We start from the raw sequence: 21,530 nt of genomic DNA, 5'->3' as shown, positions 1-21,530 counted from the left end.
ACGACGCGGCCATGCGGCCATGCCCCAAGGAGGCACCATGTCATCCACATCACGATTCCATCACCGCGTCCGCCGTCTGCTCGCCGCCGTCTGCGCGGCCTCGCTGCTCGCCGGCGCCGCCGCCTGCGGCACGTCGGCGCAGGCGAAGGACGACGCCACGATGCGCGTCGCCTATCTGTCCACGGCGAACTATCTGACGACGGTGCGCGACGAGCCCTTCCTCGAGGAGGCGATGGGCTCCACGGACGTCGAGTTCACCGGCCCGTACAACCCGACCGACGCCTATGCCGCCGTCCTGTCCGGCAACGCCGACGCGACGAGCACCGGCACCGGCTCCTTCATCAACTTCATCGCGCAGGGCCAGCCGTGGACGGCCTTCGCGATCGAATACTACGACGGCGACTCGCAAGGCATCGTCGCCGCCCCCGGCTCCGGCGTCGGATCGCTCGCCGACCTCAGGGGCAGGAAGGTCGCCATCATCAAGCGCGGCGGGACCGGCGACTACGTGCTGCACAAGGCGCTCGAAGGCTCCGGCGTGAGCGTCGACGACGTCGACGTCGTCGAGATGAGCCCGAGCAACTTCCAGGCGGCCTTCACCTCCGGGCAGATCGACGCGCTGTCGTCGTTCGACCAGAACCTCGCGGCGGCGATGGCCACGCCGGGCGCGAAGCTGCTCGCCGACGGCAGGGACTACGACAACCACAACGTCTCGATCCACATCGTCTCGCGCGACTTCGCGACGAAGCACTCCGAAGCCGTCAAGGCGATGTACCGGGCGCTCGTCCGGGAGTCCGAGGCCGCGGCGAAGCGCCCGGCGATCATCACCGACGCCTACCGGCGCTTCGGCGCCTCGGACGAGGTCGCCGACCAGATCGCGCGCTTCGACGTGCCGAGGATCGTGCCGATCGACGCCGACGGGCGCGCGATGCTCGAGGCGCAGGCCCGGGAATACGTGGACTTCGGCTTCATCGACCGGATGCCCGACATCGCGGCCGCGACGATGGACTGCGGCGCATGAGCGGCGCAGCGGCGCCCGCCGTCGCGCTCGACGGCGTGTGCAAGGCCTTCGACGGACGCGCCGTGCTCGCCGACGTGGACCTGCGCGTCGACGCCGGCGAGACCGTCGCGCTGATCGGCCGCTCCGGCTGCGGCAAGTCGACGCTGCTGCGCATCGTCGCCGGGCTGATCGACGCCGACCGCGGCCGGGTGCGCACCGTCGACCATGTCGCCTTCGGCTTCCAGGACGCGCGCCTCGTCCCCTGGCTGCGCGTCTGGGACAACGTGACGCTCGGCATGGCCGGCGACTGCGGGCGTATGACGCGCCGCGCGCGCAGGGAGGCGGCCGCGGGGGCGCTCGCCCAGGTGCAGCTCGCCGACGCCGTCGACAAGCTGCCGACGCAGCTCTCCGGCGGCCAGCGGCAGCGCGTCTCGCTCGCCCGCGCACTCACGCGCCGACCGGATCTGCTGCTGCTCGACGAACCCTTCGGCGCGCTCGACGCGCTCACCCGGCTCGACATGCAGGACCTGCTCGCCGGGCTGCGCGCGCGGCTCGGCTTCGCGACGGTGCTCGTCACCCACGACATCGGCGAGGCGGTGCGGCTCGCCGACCGCATCCTCGTGCTCGCCGACGGCCGCATCCGCGACGAGGCGCACGCCGACCGATCGAGCCTCGACGGCCAGGGACGGCCCCTCGGCCATCAGGCGCTCGAGGAGCGGCTGCACCGCGCGCTGCGCGGCTGACGGACGCATATCCGTTGTCCGCGGATACGTCGAAGGGCCCGGGGGCGACCCCCGGGCCCTTCGACGTTCCAGATGCTTCGTCCGTCCCCGTCCGTCCAGTGCACCGCAGTGCGCGGCACAGACGTTCAGGAGCGCGGCCTCGGCGTCCACGCAAGGTCGTCGAGCAGCTGGCCGACCCACCGGATGACCTCGTCGGAGTCCATCGGCCCCGACCCGAGCGACCCGGCGAAGGGCGTCGGGATCGTGTAGGTGTGCGTGAGCGGCCGGTACTGCGCGCCCTTGTAGATGCGTTCGATGCGCATGCGCACCGACTCGGGCGGGTCGATGCCGCCGACACGCAGCTTGCCTCCCTGCCCGACGATCTCGGTGACGCGCAGGTCGCGGGCGCGTTCGCGCAGCCGCGCGATGCCGAACAGCGACGTGAAGACCTGCGGCGGCTCGCCGTAGCGGTCGGTGAGCTCCTCGCGCAACTCCTCGCGGTCGTCGTCGTTCCTCGCCTCGGCGAGCTTGCGGTACGCCTCGAGACGCAGCTTGTCCGAGTCGATGTAGTCGACCGGGATCGACGCCTCGACCGGCAGGTCGATCGTGACGACCGGCGGCTCGACGCGGTCGGGCTCCTTGTAGTCCTCGATCGCCTCGGAGACCATGCGCACGTAAAGGTCGAAGCCGACGCCCTCGATGTGGCCGCTCTGCTCATCGCCGAGCAGGTTGCCGGTGCCGCGCAGCTCGAGGTCCTTCATCGCCACGTCGAAGCCGGAACCGAGCGCCGTGTTCTGCGCGATCGTCACGAGGCGCTCGTGCGACTGCTCGGTCATCGGCTTGCCCGGGTCGTACAGGAAGTACGCGTAGGCGCGGTCGCGGCCGCGGCCGACGCGGCCGCGCAGCTGGTGCAGCTGGCTGAGGCCGAAGCGGTCGGCGTGGTCGACGATCAGCGTGTTCGCGTTCGAGATGTCGAGGCCGGTCTCGACGATCGTCGTGCACAGCAGCACATCGATGTCGCGGTGCCAGAAGTCGCGGATGATCTGGTCGAGCTGCTTGCGCCCCATCTTGCCGTGCGCGATGCCGACCCTCGCCTCGGGGACGAGCTCGTGCAGCTTCGCGGCCTTCTTGTCGATGTCCTCGACGCGGTTGTGGATGTAGAAGACCTGGCCGCCGCGCAGCAGCTCGCGCCGGATCGCCGCCGTGACCTGCGCGTCCTCGTAGGCGCCGACGTAGGTGAGCACCGGAAGGCGGTCCTCGGGCGGCGTCGCGAGCGTCGACATCTCGCGGATGCCGGTGACGGCCATCTCGAGCGTGCGCGGGATCGGCGTCGCCGACAGGCTCAGCACGTCGACGTTCGTGCGGATCGCCTTGAGCGCCTCCTTCGCCTCGACGCCGAAGCGCTGCTCCTCGTCGATGATGACGAGGCCGAGGTCCTTGAACCTGATCTTCGGGTTGAGCAGCTTGTGCGTGCCGATGACGACGTCGACGCCGCCGTCGGCGAGCCCCTTGATCGTCTCGTCGATCTGCTTCGTGCTCTGGAAGCGGCTCATCGCCGCGACGTTGACCGGGAAGCCCTCGAAGCGTTCGGTGAAGGTCTCGTAGTGCTGCTGGACGAGCAGCGTCGTCGGCACGAGCACGGCCACCTGCTTGGAGTCCTGCACGGCCTTGAAGGCGGCGCGCACGGCGATCTCGGTCTTGCCGAAGCCGACGTCGCCGCAGATGAGCCGGTCCATCGGCACCGGCTTCTCCATGTCCGCCTTGACGTCGTCGATCGTCGTGAGCTGGTCGGCGGTCTCCTGGTACGGGAAGGCGTCCTCGAGCTCCTTCTGCCACGGCGTGTCCTTGCTGAACGCGAAGCCCTTCGTGCGCTGGCGCGCCGCGTACAGCTTGATGAGATTCTGCGCGATCTCGTGGACGTGCTTCCTCGCCTTGGCCTTCGTGGCCGCCCAGTCCGAGCCGCCGAGCTTGTTGAGCTTGGGGACCTCGGCGCCGATGTACTTGCTGACGAGGTCGAGCTGGTCGGTCGGGATGAACAGCTTGTCCGGCGGCGCGTTGCGTTTGCTCGGCGCGTATTCGATGACGAGGTACTCGCGCGTTGTGCGGTTGCGCCCCGATCCGGTCGTGCGCTGGCGCATGCCGACGAAGCGGCCGATGCCGTGCTGTTCGTGCACGACGAAGTCGCCCGGCTTGAGCTCCATCAGGTCGATCGACTTGCGGCGCCTGCGCGGCGTCTTCGGCCCTCCGGCGACGCTTTCGCGGCCGGTCAGGTCGCGTTCGGTGAGCAGCGCGACCTTCGCGGCGGCGTCGACGAAGCCGTCGCGCGCCTGCGAGCGCACGGCCTCGAAGCGCGTGGCGCCGACAGCGTTGAGCATGCGCGTCAGACGGTGCAGCGTGCCCTGGGCGGCGGCCGTCACCGTCACGTCGTAGCCGTCGTCGAGCAGCGAACGCACGCCCTGTTCGGTGCGCCGCTCGTCGCCGCGGAACGCCGTGGGCGTCTGCGCGTCGATCTGCACGTGGCCGGGCAGCGACGTGTCGACGGTGAAGCCGCTGATCTTCCATAGTTCGCGTTCGCTGTACTCCAGCGAGGAGACGACCTCGTCGTAGTCGAGGAAGTTCGCGCCCTCGAAGTCGATCGGCGCGCCGGCGCCGTGTCCGGAGGCGGCGACGTGCCAGCTCGTCGCGAGGAACTCGTTGGCCGTCTTCGCGAGGTCGTCGACGGCGCGTCGCAGCTTCTCCGGGTCGCACAGCATGACGACGGCGTCCTTCGGCAGCATCGACGAGACCGGCCGCATGTCGTCGACGAGGGCCGGCAGCAGCGATTCCATGCCTTCGACCGGGATCGCCTGCGCGATCGATTCGAGCATGTCGTCGGCGTTCGGGATCTGTCCGACGAGCGAGCGAGCGCGTGCGCGGATCTCGTCGGTGAGCTGCACTTCGCGGCACGGCGTCGCCCAGACGGAGTCGATCTGCGGGCCGTAGGTGCGCTGGTCGGAGGCGTGGAACTCGCGGATCGAGTCGATGTCGTCGCCGAAGAACTCGATGCGCACCGGGTGCGGCATCGTCGGCGGGAAGACGTCGATGAGGCCGCCGCGCACGGCGAATTCGCCGCGGTCCATGACGAGGTCGACGCGCGTGTAGGCGTTGCGCACGAGCGCGGCCGAGGCCTCGTCGAGCGCGGTCCGTTCGCCGAGCGCGAAGACGAGCGGCTCGACGTCGCCGATGCCGGCGACGAGCGGCTGGATCAGCGAGCGCACCGGCATGACGAGGATGCGGATGGGGCCGAACATCGCGCTGCCGGCTTCGGGATGGCACAGTCTGCGGAAGACCTCCATGCGGTTGGCGACGGTGTCGGCGCGCGGCGAGAGCCGTTCGTGCGGCAGCGTCTCCCATGCCTCGAGCTGGGCGACGGCGGCCGGGTCTCCCCCGTACCATGAGCGGATGTCGTCGACGAGTTCCTCGGCCTCGCGTCCCGACGGCACGACGACGACGATCGGCGAGAGTTCGGCGCGTGCGGCGGCGAGCGCCGGGCGGATGCCGTCGGGCGCGCCGATCGTCAGCGCCGGCTGTCCGGCGTCGGGGTCCGCTTCGGTCAGGCCGTGCGTCAGGTCGTGGAAGGCGGGGTCGGCGTCGAGATGCCCGCGCAGCGTGGTCAGCGCGCCGTCGATCGTGCCGATGGATGCGGTCGCGGGTGTGGTTGCGGTGTCGTCAGCGGCCATTGAACCGGTCCTGTGCCTTCGTCAGGCCGTCGAAGACGATCGTCTCGGCCGCGTCGGCGCCGTCGGCGAGGAATTCGGGCAGCTGCTTCCTCTGCGCGGCGTTGAATTCGCCGAGCACCCAGTTGATCGTGTTGTCGTGCGCGTCGCCGGAGCGGCTCGCGTGGCCGACGCCCATGCGCACGCGTGCGTAGTCGGGCGTGTGCAGGCAGCGGTCGATGGACTTGATGCCGTTGTGGCCGCCGGCGGAGCCTCCCGACTTGAGCTTGATGCGGCCGAAGTCGAGGTCCATGTCGTCGTGGATGACGACGATGTGGTCGACGCCGATGTGGTAGTACTCGCGGATCGATTCGACGGCCTGCCCCGAGTCGTTCATGTAGGTCAGCGGCTTGCACAGGAAGACCTTCTGGCGCCGTTCCCCCATCGTCATCAGCCCCTTGCCGAGCTCGGCGAGCCCCTTGTGCCTGGCGAAGCCGACGCCCCAGCGTTCGGCGAGCAGGTCGACGGTCATGAACCCGATGTTGTGCCGGGTGTTGCGGTATTTCGCGCCGGGGTTGCCCAGTCCCGCGATGAGCCAGTAGTCCGATGCCATAAGATGTCGCTCTTTTCCTGTTGCTTCCTTGTGTTACTTGGGGTTGTGCGCGGCGGTGTGCGCCCCGCCGGGGCGTGCCGGTCAGCGGTCGATGTCGACGTACCAGTAGCTCATGGCGTGCAATGTGCGCCGAGAATCGTAGGCCGCGTCGGGCATGTAGCCGTAGCGGGTGAAGCCGAAGCGCTCGCACAGGCCGGTGGAGGCCGCGTTGTCGGCGAAGATCGTCGTGCAGGCGCGCCGCATGCCGCGCGCCGCGCATTCGTCGAGCAATGCGCGCATCGTGAAGGCACCGGCTCCGCTGCCGCGCGCGTCGCGCGCGATGTAGTAGGCGAGGCTGCACACGCCGTCGTAGCCGGGACGGTCGTAGAACACCGAGATCGACGCGAAGCCGATGTCGCGGCGCACGCCGTCCTCCTCGGCCGTGATGACGAACACCGCGTAGGGATCGCGGTGCCGTTCGAGCCACGCCTTGCGGCTCGCGCGCCCCACCGGCGTCAGGTCGGTCGTCGAGCCGCCCTCGACGACGGCCTCGTTGTAGACGTCGGTGATGACGTCCACGTCGTCGTCGCCGGCCTGCCTGTAGCTGTATGTGATCATAACGTCCTAGCATAACCGCGGCGTGGAACTCGCCCGGCGCCGCTACGCCATGCGGCGCAAAACGGGGGCGCGCCCCACGGACCATATGGTCCGTGGGGCGCGCCCCCGTTCGCGGCGCCGGCGCTCAGCCTTCGAGCTCGAGGGCCTTGTTGACGGCCTCCTCGAGGCGGCGCTGCGCCTCGCCGTAGGCGCTCCAGTCGCCGGACTTCATCGCCTTGTCCGCGTCCTTCATCGCCTTCGCGGCGTCGTCGAGCGCCGATTTGAGCGCCGGGTCCTTGGCCGAGGCGGACGGCGTCTCGTCCTTGTCCGCCTCGTCCTTGGCGGCGCCGGCCACGCCGGCGGATGCGCCCGCGTTGTCCGCGTCGCCGGCCGAGGCGCCGGAGTCGCCGCCGAAGACCTGGTCGAGCGCCTCGTCGAGCGTGTCCGCAAAGCCGACCTTGTCGCCGAAGGCGACGAGGACCTTCTTGAGCAGCGGGTAGCTCGTCGCGCCGGAGGACTTCACGTACACCGGCTCGACGTAGACGAGGCCGCCGCCGAGCGGCAACGTGAGCAGGTTGCCGCGTTCGATCTGCGTCGAACCCGATTCGAGCAGGTTGAGCTCCTTGGAGACGTCGGCGTCGGCGTTGAAGTTGTTCTGCGCCTGGCCGGGTCCGGGCACGTTCGAGTCCTTCGGCAGCTCCTGCAGCCTGATCGTGCCGTAGTCGGGCCCCTTGACGCCCTTCGTGCGTCCGGCGTCGGAGTCGACGGACAGGAAGCCGGTGAGGATCTCGCGCGTGCTCGCGCCCGCCGGGATGTAAGTGCTCGTCAGCGAGAACACCGGCTCCTTCGAGCCTCCGGTCTTGAGCGTCAGATAGTACGGCGGCTGCAGCACGTCCTGCGCCTGCTGGGCCTTCGACTCGGTCGGGTCGACCGGGGTCTGCCAGAAGTCCTCGCCGGAGAAGAACTGGCTCGCCTGCGTCACATGGTACTTCGACAGCAGCTGGCGCTGCACCTTGAAGATGCCCTCCGGGTAGCGCATGTGCGCCATCAGGTCGCCGGAGATCTCGGACATCGGATGGTAGTTCGCCGGGAAGATCGACTGCCACGCCTTGAGCACCGGGTCGGCCTCGTCCCACGTGTACAGGTCGACCGAGCCGTCGTAGGCGTCGACGGTCGCCTTGACCGAGTTGCGGATGTAGTTCGCGCGCTTGGGGCTCAGCCCCGCGACCGACGACGACGAGACCGTCGTCGAATCCTCGGTCGCCGAGGCCAGGTCGGTCATCTGCGCGTACGGGTAGCGGTCCGACGTCGTGTAGCCGTCGATGATCCACTTGACGCGGCCGTCGACGACGGCCGGGTAGACGCGTCCGTCGAGCGTCAGGTACGGCGCGACCTTCGCGACGCGCTCCTTGGGCGAGCGGTCGTAGAGGATCTGCGAGTCGGCGTTCACGCGGTCGGAGAACAGGATCTGGTCGGAGCCGAAGCGGATCGAGTACAGCAGCCTCGCCATGATGTTGCCGAGCCTCGGGCCGCCGTCGCCGTCGAAGGTCGTCGTCGCGCCCTCGGCGCCGGAGGTCGGATAGTCGAACTCCCACGACTTCGTACCCTCGGGCGCGCCGACGATCGAGTATTCGGGCGCGTTCGGCGAGAAGTAGATGCGCGGCTCGTAGTGCTGCGTGTCGGTGAGGTAGCCCTGCGTCGGGATGCCGTATTCGAAGAACTCCGGCTGGCCGTCGCTCGTCACGCGGTTGCCGTAGGCGGCGACGACGCCGTAGCCGTGCGTGTACACGGTGTGGTCGTTGACCCAGTTGCGGTTGTCGTTGCCCGACAGGTCCATCTCGCGCGCGGCGATGACGGTGTCCTGGTTGACGCCGTCGATGTCGTACTTGTCGACCGCCAATGTGTCTGCGAAGGTGTAGTACTGCTTCATCTGCTGCAGCTGCTTGAAGGTCGGCGAGACGATCTGCGGGTCGAGCAGGCGGATCTGCGCCGTCGTCTCCGTGTCGTGCTGCAGCGCGCCTGCCTCGGCCTTCGTCGTGGCCTTGTACTCCTCGGTCCTGACGGAGTCGAGCCCGTAGGCGGCGCGCGTCGCGTCGATGTTGCGCTGGATGTACGCCGATTCTATCTCCTGGGCGTTCGGGTTGACGCGGAAGCGCTGCAGCAGCGCCGGCCACAGCGACGACAGCAGCAGCGACACGACGAGGCACGACGCGACGGTGATCGCCGGGACGCGCCATTCCCCCCACGCGCTCGCCGGCGGCGCCGTCTTCGCGGAGGCGGCGTCGGTGAGCGCCGGCGAACGCATGAGCCACACGCCGAGCACGACGCCGGCGATGGCGGTCAGGCCCGCGAGGATGAAGGTGATCGGGATCGACGCGTTCACCGTCGTGTAGGTGGCGCCGGTGATGCGGTCGCCTTCGTCCGTGAGCGTCGAGAAGACGGACAACGCCTGGTTGACGGCCCACGAGCACATCCACGCCATCAGCCAGATCGCGATCTGGCGGCGGGCACGGCGCGTCATCGAGAAGATGCTGCGTCCACGCCGGGGCATCGTGAAGCGGATGCCGCCCATCGCCACATGGGTGATGATCGAGAAGACGAGCGCGACGAACAGCAGCACCGACAGCGCCGACAGCAGCAGCGACAGGCCCGGCAGCACGAAGACGTAGAAGCCGTTGTCGATGCCGAACTGCGGGTCGGCGACGCCGAAGCGCTTGGCGTGGAACATCAGCAGGACCTGCGACCAGTTCGCGTTGAAACGCGAGCCGAAGAGCAGGCCGGCGACGAGCGAGACGCCGACGGCGACGCGCCGGGCGTTCTTCGAGGAGACGCCGCGGCCGATCTCGATCGTGTCGCCGTTGACGCGGATCGTCGAGCCGTCGGCGAAGTCGGGACGCGCGCGGATCGCGAGCGTCGCGGCGACGTAGGTGATGAGCACCATGAGCAGCGCGTAGGCGATCCACAGGCCGACGCGCGTGCCTAGCAGCGTCCACACGACACTCGAGAAGCCGAGCTGGTCATACCACATGACGTCGGTCGCGAAGGACGCGACGGCGAAGAACAGGCCGACGACGACGGCGAGCGCGAGCACGACGCCGATGACGATCTTGTAGCCGCGGCCCGACCCGCCCGACGGCGCGCGGCGCGTGATGCGCGGCGGCGCGGTCGGCGGCGCGCCCGAGGGGGGATGGGGCGTCCTCGCCATCGGTCTCGATGTTGATCACGATCGGATCGTCGTTGGTGGTGGCGGAACCGGTGGGCCGCCTGCGCGGTCCCTGGCCGAACAGGGGTCCGAAATCGAAGAAAGACATTCGTCCAGTCTACAGAACCGAGCCGAAGAAGCACAGGCCGACGCGTGAAGAGTGCGTGAAGAGTGGCGAAGAGTGCGCGAAAAGCGCGCGGGGCCGTGCGGGGCGGACGGACCGGCTCGCGACGGCGCTTGCTAGACTGGGCTCACGGATCACGCCGGTCGCCGCGCAGGGCGATGCGGGGCGTGACAAGGCAGAAGAGGCGCACGGCGGACACGCGGCGCGCATGGAAAGGGGCGTACGGCATGGCGGCACGGGGCAACGGCAGACACGGCAGGGACGCGGAAGGCAATCGCGCGGGACATGTCCTGGCGCTCGTCGCGACGGCGGCCGTCGCGCTCGTGCTCGCGGTGTCGATCGCCTTCGCCGCCGGCGCCCGCCATCGCGAGCACTTCCGCACGCAGGCCACCACCTCGGCGCGGACGTCATCCCCCTCCTCCCCCGCGCCGTCGCCGGATCCGGCGACGGGCGACGCGGCGCAGAGGGACGATGACGGCGCCGGGGACGCGAAGGGCGATGACGACGGGAAGGACGACGCCGCGCAGCGGCGCGGGGACGCGACGGCGCGCGCGAAGCGCATCGTCGATGCGATGAGCCTTGACGAGCGCGCCGCGCAGCTCGTCATGGCGCCGCTCGCCGCCGGCACCGACCCGTCGGCGCTCGCCTCGCTGATCGGCGACGACCACGTCGGCTCGGTCATCCTGATGGGCAACTGGGCCTCCGGCGTCGACGGCGTGCGCGCCGCCATCGACGCATTGCGCGGCTACGCCACAGACGGCACGCCGCTGCTCGTCGCCACCGACCAGGAGGGCGGCCTCGTGCAGCATCTGCAGGGCCCCGGGTTCGAGACGATGCCGAGCGCGCTGGAACAGGGCCGGCTCACCGTGGACGCGCTGCGGGAGGACAGCCGCCGCTGGGGCGCGCAGCTGCATGCCGCCGGCGTCGATGTGGATCTTGCGCCGTCGGTCGACACGGTGACGATCGATCGTGCGGCGAACGCGCCGATCGGCGCCCTCGACCGCGACTTCGGCCTCGATGCGGACGGCGACGCGCGCCATGCCGTCGCGTTCATCGACGGCATGCGCGACGCCGGCGTCGCGACGGCCGTCAAGCACTACCCCGGACTGGGCTCGGTCACCGGCAACACCGATTTCACGGCCGACGGCATCGTCGACACGACGACGGACGCCGACGGGCCCGAAGTGGCCGCGTTCACCGAGGCGATCGGGGAAGGCCGTCCGGCGATGGTCATGATGTCGCTCGCCTCGTACGCACAGCTCGACCCGGGTGTGCCGGCCGCCTTCTCCCGGCCGATCGTCACCGAGCTGCTGCGCGAACGCACCGGCTACGACGGCGTCGTCATCTCCGATTCGCTGTCGGCGAGCGCCGTCGGCGGCGTCGAACCGACGCAGCTCGGCGTGCGCCTCGTCGAGGCCGGCGGCGACGTCGCCTGCATCAACGACCCGGCGTACACGACGCCGATCCTCGCCGGGCTGCGGGCGCGCGCCGCGGCCGACGACGCCTTCGCCGACAGGGTCACCGCGTCGGCGACGCGCGTCGTCGCGATGAAGATCGCCATCGGCCTCATACGCTGAGCACGGACGCCGGCCGGCGCGATCCGACCGGTATATATAAAGGCGGCCCCGGGTCACGATGGATGTGACCCGGGGCCGCCTTGCGCCCATGGCCGCGCCGCCCTCAGCAGCAGCAGCAGCTCGTGTTCGGATGCTCGCGCTCGTGGCGTTCGCGCTCGCGCAGGAACTCGCGTTCGCCCAGCGGCGTGCGGTCGGGATGTTCGCGGCGCATCCGTTCGACGTAGTGGTCGTAGCGCGCCTCGCCGCTCAGTTCGCGCAGATACCAGACTGCGCCGCGCCACAGCCGTGCGGCCCATGAGGCCGCGCGTCCGGCGCCCGTCATGCCGGCACCCCGGCGACGCCTGCGAGCGGGCGCGCCTCGGCGTCCGCGCACCCGGTCCTCGTCCCGGTCCTCATCGGCTCGCGGCGCGGCGCCGGTCATCAGCTCGTATTCGGCGCGCGCCTTGCGTTCGAGCTTCGTGGCGAACAGTCCGGAGGGCGCGAACCACGACGATTCGGCGAAGGGCTCCTCGCTCGTGAACTCGGCGCCGTAGCGGCGTGCGCGCACCGTGGCGACGCACGTCTTCACGCCGACCGCGAGGAACGCCGTCATCATGACGAGGAAGAACACCGAAAGCGCGCCGTCGGGGTACGCGTTCGACAGCGACGCGTGCGCGGCCGCGAGCGCGTCGCCCTCGAGCGCGCGGGCGTCGATCCTCGCGCGCCATGCGGAGGCGGCCGCGAAGTAGCCCAGCTGCGGGTCGAAGATCTTCTGGAAGTCGGCGGTGAAGGTCACGGCGACGTCCCAGACGAGCGGCACGGCCGGTATCCACGCGTACTTCGTCAGGCCGGCCTTGACGACACAGACGGTGACGAGCATCAGGCATCCGGCGGCGAGCAGCTGGTTGGAGATGCCGAAGATCGGCACCATCGCGTTGATGCCGCCGTTGGCGTCCGACACGCCCATATAGAGCATCGAGCCCCATGCGGCCGTGGCGATGAAGGTCGTGATGAGGTTGCCGGGGCGCCATGTGGGGTCGGCGAAGCGCCTGAGGCGGCGCACGTTGCCGAGCAGGTCGCCGCTCTGGTAGCGTGCGACGCGCGTGCCGTTGTCGACGGTCGTCAGGATGAACAGCGCCTCGAACATGATCGCGAGTGGTACCAGAACGCCATCGCGTTCTCGCCGCCCAGATACGACTTGAGGAAGTTCGCCATGCCGATCGCGAAGGTCGTCGCGCCGCCGGTGCGCGGGACGAGCGTCGTCTCGCCGGCGTCGCGCGCGGCCGCCTCGAGCGCGGCGGCGCCTTCGTAGGTCGTGCCGCCGGATGTCCATGCGACGTCCATGTGGCGGCCTTCGATGTCGTCGACGTCCATCGCGCCGATCGCGGCGACGGCGTTGTCCTCGGCGCTCGCCGTCGCCGAGTAGGCGGGGCCGGCGGCCGCCTCGATCTGCGCGGGCGACATGTTCATCGAGAAGTAGACGCCCTGGCTGATCGTGACCGCCGCGATGAGCGCGATGATCGCCGTGAACGATTCGACGAGCATCGAGCCGTAGCCGATCATGCGGATCTGGTTCTCCTTCTCGACGGTCTTCGGCGTCAGTCCCGAGGAGACGGCGCCGTGGAAGCCGGAGAGCGCGCCGCAGGCGATCGTGACGAACAGGAACGGGAACAGCGCGCCGGAGAAGGTCGGGCCGTCCGAACGCGACGCGAGCGTCGTCAGCGCGGGGACCTGCACCTGCGGGTTCGCGACGACGATGCCGACGACGAGCAATGCGAGCGTGCCGATCTTCATCAATGTGGACAGGTAGTCGCGCGGCGTGACGAGCAGCCAGTGCGGCAATGCGGCCGCGGCGAAGGAGTAGACGATGAGCGCGACGACGAGCTGCTTGGCGTCGAGCGTGAAGATCGGCGCGAGCGTCGGATTGGACGCGATCATGCCGCCGCCGGCGATCGCCAGAACGAGCAGCACGAAGCCGAGCGCCGTCGTCTCGATGACGCGGCCCGGGCGCAGGAAGCGCTCGTAGCAGCCCATGGCCAGCGCGATCGGGATCGTCATGCCGAGCGAGAACACGGCCCACGGCGAGCTCGCCATCGCCTTGATCGCGACGAGCGCGAGGAGGGCCATCGCGATCGCGGTGACGACGACGAGGAAGACGGAGATGACGATGCCGCCGACCTTGCCCATCTCGTCGGTGGCCATCTGGCCGAAGGAGCGGCCGCGGCGCTTCGCTGAGATCCACAGCATCAGCATGTCCTGGACGGCGCCGGCGAAGATGACGCCGAGGATGATCCACAGCACGCTCGGCAGGTAGCCCATCTGCGCGGCCAGAATCGGGCCGACGAGCGGGCCTGCGCCGGAGATCGCGGCGAAATGCTGGCCGAAGAGCACGCGCCGGTCGGCGCGATCTCGAGCGCCTCGGCGATCTCGTGGTCGTCGGCGGACGCGTCGCGGTAGCGCAGGTTGGACTCCACATCGCCGGAGAACAGCCATGCGCGCTGTTGCACATAGGCGATGCGCGCACGCAGGTCGTGCTGGCGCATGTCGCGCACGTCGACGCCGTCGACGAGCACGCGTCCCCAGCTGGCTCGTGGAAGCGCATCGCGAGCGAGGCGACCGTCGACTTGCCCGAGCCGGTGGCGCCGATGATGGCGACGGTCTCGCCGGTGCGCACCGTGAAGCTGACGTAGCGCAGCGTGTCCTCCTCGGCGTCGGCGAAGCGGAAGGTCACGTCGTCGAAGGCGAGTACCTCGCCGTCGGCCAGCGGGCCGCGGCATGTCATGTCGACGGGGTCGGCCGGGTCGGCCACGTCTGGCGTGCGGTCGAGCACCTCGCGCACGCGGCGGCAGCATTCGAGCGCCCTGGGGAGCATCGCGACGACCATCTGCGCGGCCATCAGGTAGAACAGCGCCATGACCGCGTATTCGATGATGGCGACGATGTCGCCATCTGGAACGCGCCCGCCGTGATGCGCCCTCCGCACAGCCAGTAGACGACGATGATGAACAGCGTGATGAACAGGTAGGACAGGCCGTCAAGGTTGGCGAACAGGCGGTTCGCCCTGATCGACGTGGCCGCATAGGCGGCGAAGGCCCGGTCCATGCGCGCCTCCTCGAAGGGCTCCTTGCCGAAGGCGCGCACGACACGCACACCGGTGAGGTTCTCGAGCAGCACGGCGCCGATGCGGTCGAGCAGGCGCTGCAGGTGCCGGTGCGGCGGAGCGCAGGATGAACGTCGCGATGACACAGACGCTCGCGATCGCGCCGACGAGCCACCAGGCGAGCACCGTGTCGAGGCTGAACGCGAAGGTGAGCGCCACGACGAAGATGAACGGCACCGGCAGCATCATCATGATGACGTTCGTGATGGCCGTCTAGATGTTGACGACGTCGCTCATCGTGCGCGTGACCATCGAGGCGGTGCCGAACTGGCGGAAGTCGAAGACGGACAGGTCGAGCGACTTGGCGTAGATCGCGTCGCGCATGTCCTTGGCGGCGCGCGCGAACAACCGCGAGCAGCAGTAGCCGGCGCCGATCGCGCAGGCGCACGCGACGAGCGAGGCGGCGACCATCCACATCGCGGTCGTGGCCATCGTGCGCATCGTCATTGCGGCGGCGCCCTCGTTGAGCAGGCGCGCAGCGAGCGTCGGCACGAGCAGCGCGCCGACGACGTCGATGGCCATCAGTGCGATCGTCAGCGCCAGCAGCGGGCGGTACGGTTTCATGAAACGCAGTACGAGTCTCATAGTTCCTCGGGAAGGTAGAAAAACGGCGTCATGCGACGAGGTCCGAAAATTGTCCGTTTTTGCACCGGTTGGCGGTATGTCGTGTGATCCGCTGTGGCTTCGTTCGCTTGGTGGCGGGGTTCTTGCAGCGCTCTGTGGCGATCTTGTTGCCGCGATCACGCAGGACTGGCTGCAGGTAGGTGTCGCGGTCTGGACCGAGAGGGGTGCGCCCGGTCGGGGCCGTTTGGTTCGCTGCCGCTACGTCAGAGTCCGAAGGCTCCGCCGCTGACGAGGATCACGATGCCGAGGCCGATGAGAACGATGGGGAAGAGGATGTGCTCCCAGCGTTCGAGCACTTCGGCAATCGGGGGGAGGGTGGCGACGAACTTTGCCAGGGCCACCAGGACCGCGACGAGCGCGAGGAAGACGATGCAGTAGACGACTACTGCGAGAGGTTCCACGCTGAGGAAGACAGGGGTGTAGACGCCGATGTTGTCGCCGCCGTTGGCAAGGGTGACGCCTGCGACTGTCCACACGCCGACCTTCTTGCCGGCAACCTTGGCCTCGTCGTCATCGTCGTCATCGTCTCCGCGCCAGGCCTGCCATGCGGCCCAGAGGCCGAGGCCCAGAGGGATGAGACCGAAGTACGGGATGGCTGCCGAGGGCAGGAATGCTCCGGCACCGATGGTCACCAGGACCGCGGCACCGAGGATGCCGGCGAATCCGAGGTACTGGCCGGCCAGAATGCGGGCGGTAGTGCCGCGCTGGCCTGCCCCTCGCGCGAAGAAGAGGGAGAGCACGATGATGTCGTCGATGTTGGTCGCTGCGAACAGGCCCATCGCCTGCAAGACCGAGGTGAGGATCATGTGCCCTCCCCAGCTGCGTCGCATCCGGGAAGCGAGCAGGCGGGATCGATGCACGGGGCGTCTTCGTCCACTGCCAGGGTGGCATCGACCAGTGCCGTCAGCGCCTGCGCCAGATGCGAATCGGCGATCTCATATCGTGTCCGACGACCCTCGGGCTCGGAGACGACGATCCCGCAATCGCGCAGGCATGCCAGGTGGTTGGACACGTTCGGGCGTGTCAGGTCCAGATCTCGGGCCAGTTCCACCGGGTAAGCGGGATGGTCGAGCAGGGTCAAGATGATCCGGGATCGAGTGGGGTCGGCCAGTGCACGACCCAGGCGGTTCATCACGTCGAGACGCGAAGCAATAGTCAGCATGGACTGAACTATACAACGCGCACTGAACACTCGGTCACAGGCGTCAGCCCAGATCGCATACCCGTAAGGGGAACCCTCACTGGACACCACCGCTACTTATCGAGAGGAACGACGGCACGCCTGGCGGGCTGTCCCGTAAGACCCGTCCGGTGAACTGTCCGGTGAAGGGAGGCTATATGACACACTGGGGAGCATGTCCCCTTTGAAGGTCGGCTATGCCCGAGTCTCCACCGACGAGCAGGACCTGACCGCGCAGCGTGACGGACTCGCGGCGTTCGGCGTCGATCCCAAGCGCATCTACGTCGATCACGGGCTCACGGGCCGCAACGCCGACCGTGAGGGCCTGCGGCAGGCGCTGGCTGCCTGTCGGGACGGCGATACGTTCGTGGTCACCAAGCTCGATCGGCTGGCGCGTTCAGTCCGTGATGCCCACCAGATCGCCGACGACCTCGCGGCGCGGGAAGTGAAGCTGAGCATCGCCGGATCGGTGTACGACCCGACCGACCCGATGGGGAAACTGTTGTTCAACGTGCTGGCGATGGTCACCGAGTTCGAAGCCGACCTCATCCGTGCCCGCACCCGCGAGGGGATGAAGGTCGTCAAGGCCAAGGGCCGGCTGCGCGGAAAGTCACCGAAACTCACCCCCGGCAAGAAGCTCACCTCGTCCGGCTACATGCTGCCGACGAGCACACCGTGGGCGAGCTGGCCGAGCTGTTCAGCGTGGGCCGCTCCACGGTCTACCGCGCCCTTCAGCGCGCCGAGCGAGGGCGCGAGAACGCCTTGCAGTAGGTGCGTCGTGGACGCTCGAGCGCGGTGGCGGATCCTCAGGCTCCACTTCAGCCAGGACCAGCGCCGCTACTTCACCAACGTGCCCCGGGGACACGGCCTGATGAAAAGCGGCAACGCTGTCATCCCGATTGACGGGCGCATCCCCAGCGACAGCAAACTCTACGCGCTGTTCTCGACCACGTTCGGAGAAGGAAACTAAAACCCATGAAAGGCCTGCGCAGCAGCGGCGATAGCGGGCAGGCGACCAGCCACCTCGGTCACCTCAACCTCAACCACCGCGCCACCACGATCATCGGCCAGACGGGCCACACCGCCGGCCAGGTCGCACACGGGCCAGCGGGAACACCTCATGCCGGCGACGGCGACCTCATCGACAGCGCCGACGACCAGCTCAAAACCCAGGGAACCAAGACCGCCAAAGCCGCCAGCCGAAGCGTCAAAGGCACTACCAAAACTGTCCCATATTGGGACAATCAGTAAGCATACCTTCCCCTCGCCGCCGGTATCGGCCTCGGCGCGTCATCCTTGCAGCATCTTCACATGCCCCCTGTCCGCGCCGCAGCGCACAGCGTCCGGGAGAAACCGCGCGGACAGGGGCCGTCGGCGCCCGATCAGCCCCCGAGGGCGCCGATCTGACGTTCGAGCGCGTTCATGAACTTGTCGACGTAGGCGATCATCGCGCGGCGCTCGTCGGGTTCGAGCTCGGCCATCGCGCGCAGCTCGGCGCCGCGCAGCGGCTCGATCAGCCGTTCGCGCCAGCGCCTCCCCTCGTCGGTGAGCCGGATGCGCTTGACGCGTCGGTCGTGCTCGCTGCCCTCGAGCCGCAGCAGGCCCTGCGCGGCGAGCGAGTTGACGACGTTGTTCACGCTCTGGCGCGGCAGCAGCGTGTACGCGCAGATCTCGCGCTGCGACGTGCCGTCGTTCTCGCAGATGTAGTCGAAGATCAGGTACACGCTCAGCGGCAGCCCCGAGCGGCGTCCGTAGGCGCCGTAGATGAGGTCGACGCGCCGGAGCTCCTCGAAGAACGCGAACAGCTGCGTGTCGGCGTCGCCGTGCGCCCTCTGCGCGCATTCGATCACATCGGCGCGCAGCGGCTCGAAACGCATGTCGTCGTCGGTCATCGTCGCTCACCGTCCATGCGGGCCGCGGCGCGCACGGACGCGCGCCGCGACGTCGCCGTTCAGCACTGCTCGAGGTTCAGCGGCTTGATGCGGCCCGAATCGAGCAGGCTCTCGAGGTCGGCGGGGCCGTCGAGCACCGCCGTGGCCGCCTGATCGATCATCAGGCTGATGCGGGCGTTCGGCAGGATGCCCTCGCAGTACGCGTAGACCGGCTTGCCGAGCGCGTAGGCGTAGCCCATCGAGAAGACGGTGCCGGGGTCCTTGTCGTCGAAGTTCGCGATGAGCGCGGCCGAGTTCCCGATCGCGCGGATGCGGTCCTCGAAGACGGCGCGCGGTCCGGAGACGTTGACGTCCATCGCGAAGCGCGGCAGGTACAGGTTCTTGCCGCGGCCCTTGAGCACGCGCTCGAGGCGCTCCATGCTCTCGACCTGCTCGGCCGTCTCGTAGGGTCCCGCCACATAGAAGTCGTAGATCGGCTTGGACGAGGTGAAATGCACGTTCTGGTTGGTCTCGAAGTTTTCCATAGCCCCCATTGAACCGCGCGCATGAGGCGACGCGCGGGCAATCGGCTGTAAGCAATATCGTCCTTGCCGCGTCCACGGGCGCGAACATAGAATCATAGGCCGGAAAAACGCGGCGGGCATATGCGCGGACCGCGCAGACGGCGCAAGGACAAGGAGCGAGATCATGGACGGACAGCGCGACGGAGACGGCATCGGCAGGGACGGGGGAGGACGGGACGCCGCGACGGCGGCCGCGGACGATACGGCCACGGAGACGGAGGCGCGGGACGTGCCGGCCATGAGGGCCGAGCACGACTGCATCGGCACGCTCAAGGTGCCGCAGGATGTGTACTGGGGCATCCACACGCAGCGCGCGATCGAGAACTTCACGGTCAGCGGCATCCCCGACTCCTCGCACGAGGCGCTCATCCGCGCCTACGCCGTCGTCAAACGCGCCTGCGCGATCGCGAACGCCGAGCTCGGCCTGCTCGAGGAGGACAAGGCGAAGGCGATCGAACAGGCCTGTGAGGAGACCGAGGGCGGCGCTCTCGCCGACCAGTTCCCCGTCGACGTGCTGCAGGGCGGCGCCGGCACGAGCCTGAACATGAACATGAACGAGGTCATCGCCAACCGCGCGCTCGAGATCTGCGGACGTCCGCGCGGCGACTACGCCTACATCCACCCCAACGACGACGTCAACCGCTCGCAGTCGACGAACGACACCTACCCGGCCGCCTGCAAGCTCGCGATCTGCGGCGGGCTGACGCCGCTCGCTGCCGCCGCGCGGCGCCTGCGCGACGCGTTCCACACACTGGCCGACCGGCACGCCGACGACGTGACGATCGGGCGCACGCAGCTGCAGGACGCCGTGCCGATGACCTTCGGCCAGGAGTTCCACGCCTGGGCGTCGTTCCTCAAGCTCGACCTGCAGGCGATGGACGCGCTCGTCGACCAACTGTGCGACCTCAACCTCGGCGCGACGGCGATCGGCACCGGCGTGTGCGCCGACCTGCGCTTCCGCGAGAGCGCGACGCGCACTCTCGCGCGGCTGACCGGGCTGCCGGTGCACGCCGCCGCCGACCCGGTCGCCTCGGTCACCGACATGAGCGCCTACATCGCCGCGAGCGCCTGCCTGAAGAACCTCGCGGTCCATCTGAAGAAGGCCGCCGACGACCTGCGTCTGCTCAACTCAGGGCCGCGCTGCGGCTTCGAGGACCTCAAGGTGCCGGCACGCCAGGCGGGCTCGTCGATCATGCCGGGCAAGGTGAACCCGGTCATCCCCGAATGCGTCGACCAGTGCTGCTTCGTCGTCTTCGGCATGGACGTGACCGTCAACTGGGCGGCCGCCGAGGGCCAGCTGCAGCTCAACGCCTTCGACCCGGTGATCATCCACGAGATCCTCACCGGCATGACGCTCGCGATCAACGCGATGGACATGTTCCGCACGAAGTGCGTCGAGGGAATCCGCGTCGACGTCGAGCGCGGCCGCCGCCACGCCGAGCAGTCGCCGTCGATCGCGGCGGCGCTCAACGACGCGGTCGGCTACGAGCGCGCGATGGGGCTCGCGAAGGACGCGATGGCCGAGGGCGTCACGGTGCGGCGCGCCGCCAGGGAGCACACCGACCTGCCGGACGACGAAATCGACCGGCTGCTCGACGTCGTCGCGCTCAGCCGGGGTCTGGGGCAGACCTGCCGCACGCTGGGCGCGGACTGATTCCGCCTCGTCGGGGCCCTTGTCGCTTTCCGTCCCGTTTTTCCGTCTCGGAACTATTGACTTTCCCCACGATCGCCATAACAATGTGCGCTTATGGACACCTCTTCCCCACTGACCGTTTCCCCACTGACCGTCGAGAACTGCCCGCCGAACGAGGACATGGCGATCACGGCCGTCGGCGTCGACGAACGCCACCGATTCCGCATGCTCGAGCTGGGGCTGCGCGCCGGCACCGTCATCCGCGTCGTGCAGCGCGCGAACTTCGGCGGCCGCGTCGTCGCGAAGGGCACCGAGCGCATCGCGCTCGACGGGCGCACCGCCTCGCTCATCGCCGTCACGCCCGCCGCCGACTGACCGGCGCGCGACAATCTCCGTCCTCTTTCTCCTCCTGAACCACATCCAAGGACCGACCATGACCTCAGACCATCACGACCACCGACGCGGACTGGCGGCGCTGCTGCCCGCGCGCCGCCACGACGACCATGGCACCGGCGCCGCCCGCCGCGGCGCACGCCCCTGCTGCGACGTCGGCGGCCACCGCGTGCGTGAGGGCGGCATGCCGCGCATCGTCTTCATCGGCAACCCGAACGTCGGCAAGTCGTCGCTGTTCAACTCGATCCTCGGCGCGAGGGCCCGCGTCATGAACGCGCCCGGCACGACGGTGCTGCTCGAGGAGGGAGTCTACGACCACGACGGCGAACGCTGGGACCTCATCGACACGCCGGGCACCTACTCGCTGCTGCCGCTCTCGCCGGACGAGGAGGTCGCCGCGAAGGCGGTTATGGGGCTGGGGGGCGACGGCGACCCGGACCTCGTCGTGACCGTCGTCGACGCGACGAACATCTCGCGCGCGCTGTACTTCCTCGCCACCGTCCTCGAACTGGGACGCCCGACCGTCGTCGCGCTGACGATGAACGACCTCGCCGCGCGGCAGGGTGCGCGCGTCGATCCGGCGCAGCTGTCGCGCGCGCT

19 protein-coding genes and 4 pseudogenes are annotated in these 21,530 nt (G+C 69.0%); 10 read left to right on the top strand and 13 right to left on the bottom strand.

Translation table 11 applies throughout. The features are described from left to right. Nucleotides 1–37 precede the first annotated feature (37 nt). Both BCHO_RS08500 and BCHO_RS08495 read left to right on the top strand, forming a co-directional pair. Entirely contained in the window at nt 38–1,018 is a 981-nt protein-coding gene (locus tag BCHO_RS08500; protein WP_024541241.1) for an ABC transporter substrate-binding protein, read from the top strand. Continuing rightward, nucleotides 1,015–1,740: an ABC transporter ATP-binding protein gene (locus BCHO_RS08495; RefSeq protein ID WP_024541240.1), complete on the top strand. Its 726-nt coding sequence runs from the start codon at nt 1,015–1,017 to the stop codon at nt 1,738–1,740. The genes BCHO_RS08500 and BCHO_RS08495 overlap by 4 nt, the downstream gene beginning before the upstream one ends. Nucleotides 1,741–1,865: 125 nt before the next feature. Here the strand turns inward: BCHO_RS08495 and mfd are convergent, their stop codons facing one another. The 4 genes and pseudogenes from mfd to BCHO_RS08475 form a co-directional block, all read right to left on the bottom strand. Then, nucleotides 1,866–5,438 carry a transcription-repair coupling factor gene (gene mfd / locus BCHO_RS08490; RefSeq protein ID WP_029675605.1) on the bottom strand — a complete coding sequence of 1,191 codons (3,573 nt, stop codon included), beginning with the start codon at nt 5,436–5,438 and terminating at the stop codon, nt 1,866–1,868. Continuing rightward, nucleotides 5,428–6,027 carry an aminoacyl-tRNA hydrolase gene (gene pth, locus BCHO_RS08485; protein ID WP_024541238.1) on the bottom strand — a complete coding sequence of 200 codons (600 nt, stop codon included), beginning with the start codon at nt 6,025–6,027 and terminating at the stop codon, nt 5,428–5,430. Before pth ends, mfd begins: the two co-directional genes overlap by 11 nt. 81 nt (nt 6,028–6,108) lie before the next feature. Then, a complete protein-coding gene (locus BCHO_RS08480; RefSeq protein WP_024541237.1) occupies nt 6,109–6,624 on the bottom strand; it encodes a GNAT family N-acetyltransferase in 516 nt (171 codons plus the stop codon). 124 nt (nt 6,625–6,748) lie between these two features. Continuing rightward, nucleotides 6,749–9,914: pseudogene (locus BCHO_RS08475) on the bottom strand (UPF0182 family membrane protein). Between the two features lie 182 nt (nt 9,915–10,096). Between BCHO_RS08475 and BCHO_RS08470 the strand changes: the two are divergent. Next, entirely contained in the window at nt 10,097–11,506 is a 1,410-nt protein-coding gene (locus tag BCHO_RS08470; protein ID WP_232513792.1) for a glycoside hydrolase family 3 N-terminal domain-containing protein, read from the top strand. 103 nt (nt 11,507–11,609) lie between these two features. On the opposite strand, the pseudogene BCHO_RS09330 reads toward BCHO_RS08470, so the two are convergent. After that, nucleotides 11,610–11,783 (bottom strand): annotated as a pseudogene (locus BCHO_RS09330) (CstA-like transporter-associated (seleno)protein); the annotation flags it as partial. A gap of 150 nt (nt 11,784–11,933) precedes the next feature. Next, nucleotides 11,934–13,894: pseudogene (locus tag BCHO_RS08465) on the bottom strand (carbon starvation CstA family protein); the annotation flags it as partial. 92 nt (nt 13,895–13,986) lie between these two features. Here BCHO_RS08465 and BCHO_RS09645 point away from each other — a divergent pair. Continuing rightward, nucleotides 13,987–14,175 (top strand): hypothetical protein, encoded by a 189-nt coding sequence (locus BCHO_RS09645; RefSeq protein ID WP_024541234.1) that lies wholly within the window; start codon nt 13,987–13,989, stop codon nt 14,173–14,175. Here BCHO_RS09645 and BCHO_RS09640 read toward each other — a convergent pair. Next, nucleotides 14,118–14,267, bottom strand: a pseudogene (locus BCHO_RS09640) (hypothetical protein); the annotation flags it as partial. The gene BCHO_RS09645 and the pseudogene BCHO_RS09640 overlap by 58 nt on opposite strands. 113 nt (nt 14,268–14,380) lie before the next feature. Further along, entirely contained in the window at nt 14,381–14,731 is a 351-nt protein-coding gene (locus tag BCHO_RS08895; RefSeq protein WP_052119683.1) for an ABC transporter transmembrane domain-containing protein, read from the bottom strand. Between BCHO_RS08895 and BCHO_RS09635 the strand changes: the two genes are divergently transcribed. Continuing rightward, the gene (locus BCHO_RS09635) at nt 14,725–14,862 is read left to right on the top strand and encodes a hypothetical protein (protein ID WP_232513793.1); all 138 of its coding nucleotides are present in this window, start codon (nt 14,725–14,727) and stop codon (nt 14,860–14,862) included. The two genes, BCHO_RS08895 and BCHO_RS09635, sit on opposite strands and share 7 nt — an antisense overlap. On the opposite strand, the gene BCHO_RS09445 is transcribed toward BCHO_RS09635, so the two are convergent. From BCHO_RS09445 to cmtR, 3 genes are all read right to left on the bottom strand, one after another. Beyond that, the gene (locus BCHO_RS09445; RefSeq protein WP_024541232.1) at nt 14,859–15,230 is read right to left on the bottom strand and encodes a 6TM ABC transporter family protein; all 372 of its coding nucleotides are present in this window, start codon (nt 15,228–15,230) and stop codon (nt 14,859–14,861) included. The two genes, BCHO_RS09635 and BCHO_RS09445, sit on opposite strands and share 4 nt — an antisense overlap. Nucleotides 15,231–15,472: 242 nt before the next feature. Further along, nucleotides 15,473–16,075 carry a cadmium resistance transporter gene (locus BCHO_RS08455; protein WP_024541231.1) on the bottom strand — a complete coding sequence of 201 codons (603 nt, stop codon included), beginning with the start codon at nt 16,073–16,075 and terminating at the stop codon, nt 15,473–15,475. Beyond that, on the bottom strand, nt 16,072–16,431 hold the full coding sequence (cmtR, locus tag BCHO_RS08450; RefSeq protein ID WP_024541230.1) for a Cd(II)/Pb(II)-sensing metalloregulatory transcriptional regulator CmtR: 360 nt from the start codon (nt 16,429–16,431) through the stop codon (nt 16,072–16,074). The genes BCHO_RS08455 and cmtR overlap by 4 nt, the downstream gene beginning before the upstream one ends. A 193-nt stretch (nt 16,432–16,624) precedes the next feature. On the opposite strand from cmtR, the gene BCHO_RS09790 reads away from it, so the two are divergent. Together BCHO_RS09790 and BCHO_RS08435 are read left to right on the top strand one after the other, a co-directional pair. Beyond that, nucleotides 16,625–17,419, top strand: coding sequence for a recombinase family protein (locus tag BCHO_RS09790; RefSeq protein WP_428829188.1), 795 nt, complete (start codon nt 16,625–16,627; stop codon nt 17,417–17,419). Nucleotides 17,420–17,424: 5 nt separating this feature from the next. Next, nucleotides 17,425–17,700 (top strand): hypothetical protein, encoded by a 276-nt coding sequence (locus tag BCHO_RS08435; RefSeq protein WP_024541228.1) that lies wholly within the window; start codon nt 17,425–17,427, stop codon nt 17,698–17,700. Between the two features lie 131 nt (nt 17,701–17,831). Here the strand turns inward: BCHO_RS08435 and BCHO_RS08430 are convergent, their stop codons facing one another. Continuing rightward, a complete protein-coding gene (locus tag BCHO_RS08430) occupies nt 17,832–18,341 on the bottom strand; it encodes a MarR family winged helix-turn-helix transcriptional regulator (protein ID WP_051354907.1) in 510 nt (169 codons plus the stop codon). A gap of 59 nt (nt 18,342–18,400) precedes the next feature. Further along, nucleotides 18,401–18,865 (bottom strand): nucleoside 2-deoxyribosyltransferase, encoded by a 465-nt coding sequence (locus BCHO_RS08425; protein WP_024541226.1) that lies wholly within the window; start codon nt 18,863–18,865, stop codon nt 18,401–18,403. A gap of 277 nt (nt 18,866–19,142) precedes the next feature. Here BCHO_RS08425 and BCHO_RS08420 point away from each other — a divergent pair, with 277 nt between their 5' ends. The 3 genes from BCHO_RS08420 to BCHO_RS08410 form a co-directional block, all read left to right on the top strand. Then, nucleotides 19,143–20,558: an aspartate ammonia-lyase gene (locus tag BCHO_RS08420; RefSeq protein WP_029675600.1), complete on the top strand. Its 1,416-nt coding sequence runs from the start codon at nt 19,143–19,145 to the stop codon at nt 20,556–20,558. Between the two features lie 93 nt (nt 20,559–20,651). Continuing rightward, on the top strand, nt 20,652–20,912 hold the full coding sequence (locus BCHO_RS08415; protein ID WP_081707988.1) for a FeoA family protein: 261 nt from the start codon (nt 20,652–20,654) through the stop codon (nt 20,910–20,912). A gap of 58 nt (nt 20,913–20,970) precedes the next feature. Then, a partial coding sequence (locus BCHO_RS08410) for a FeoB small GTPase domain-containing protein (protein WP_034256344.1) occupies nt 20,971–21,530 on the top strand: 560 nt, incomplete at its 3' end.

Origin of the sequence: Bifidobacterium choerinum (assembly GCF_000741135.1) — a bacterium.
Taxonomy (GTDB): Bacteria; Actinomycetota; Actinomycetes; order Actinomycetales; family Bifidobacteriaceae; genus Bifidobacterium; species Bifidobacterium choerinum.
The sequence above is the reverse complement of the archived record's forward strand: the minus strand, read 5'-3'. Positions and strand labels throughout refer to the sequence as shown.

Bases quoted from the DNA above. Each gene is read 5' to 3' on its own strand.
- BCHO_RS08500 (WP_024541241.1), top strand. From the start codon at position 38: ATGTCATCCACATCACGATTCCATCACCGCGTCCGCCGTCTGCTCGCC.
- BCHO_RS08495 (WP_024541240.1), top strand. From the start codon at position 1,015: ATGAGCGGCGCAGCGGCGCCCGCCGTCGCGCTCGACGGCGTGTGCAAG.
- mfd (WP_029675605.1), bottom strand. From the start codon at position 5,438: ATGGCCGCTGACGACACCGCAACCACACCCGCGACCGCATCCATCGGC.
- pth (WP_024541238.1), bottom strand. From the start codon at position 6,027: ATGGCATCGGACTACTGGCTCATCGCGGGACTGGGCAACCCCGGCGCG.
- BCHO_RS08480 (WP_024541237.1), bottom strand. From the start codon at position 6,624: ATGATCACATACAGCTACAGGCAGGCCGGCGACGACGACGTGGACGTC.
- BCHO_RS09635 (WP_232513793.1), top strand. From the start codon at position 14,725: ATGACACAGACGCTCGCGATCGCGCCGACGAGCCACCAGGCGAGCACC.
- BCHO_RS09445 (WP_024541232.1), bottom strand. From the start codon at position 15,230: ATGAGACTCGTACTGCGTTTCATGAAACCGTACCGCCCGCTGCTGGCG.
- BCHO_RS08455 (WP_024541231.1), bottom strand. From the start codon at position 16,075: ATGATCCTCACCTCGGTCTTGCAGGCGATGGGCCTGTTCGCAGCGACC.
- cmtR (WP_024541230.1), bottom strand. From the start codon at position 16,431: ATGCTGACTATTGCTTCGCGTCTCGACGTGATGAACCGCCTGGGTCGT.
- BCHO_RS09790 (WP_428829188.1), top strand. From the start codon at position 16,625: ATGTCCCCTTTGAAGGTCGGCTATGCCCGAGTCTCCACCGACGAGCAG.
- BCHO_RS08435 (WP_024541228.1), top strand. From the start codon at position 17,425: ATGAAAGGCCTGCGCAGCAGCGGCGATAGCGGGCAGGCGACCAGCCAC.
- BCHO_RS08430 (WP_051354907.1), bottom strand. From the start codon at position 18,341: ATGACCGACGACGACATGCGTTTCGAGCCGCTGCGCGCCGATGTGATC.
- BCHO_RS08425 (WP_024541226.1), bottom strand. From the start codon at position 18,865: ATGGAAAACTTCGAGACCAACCAGAACGTGCATTTCACCTCGTCCAAG.
- BCHO_RS08420 (WP_029675600.1), top strand. From the start codon at position 19,143: ATGAGGGCCGAGCACGACTGCATCGGCACGCTCAAGGTGCCGCAGGAT.
- BCHO_RS08415 (WP_081707988.1), top strand. From the start codon at position 20,652: ATGGACACCTCTTCCCCACTGACCGTTTCCCCACTGACCGTCGAGAAC.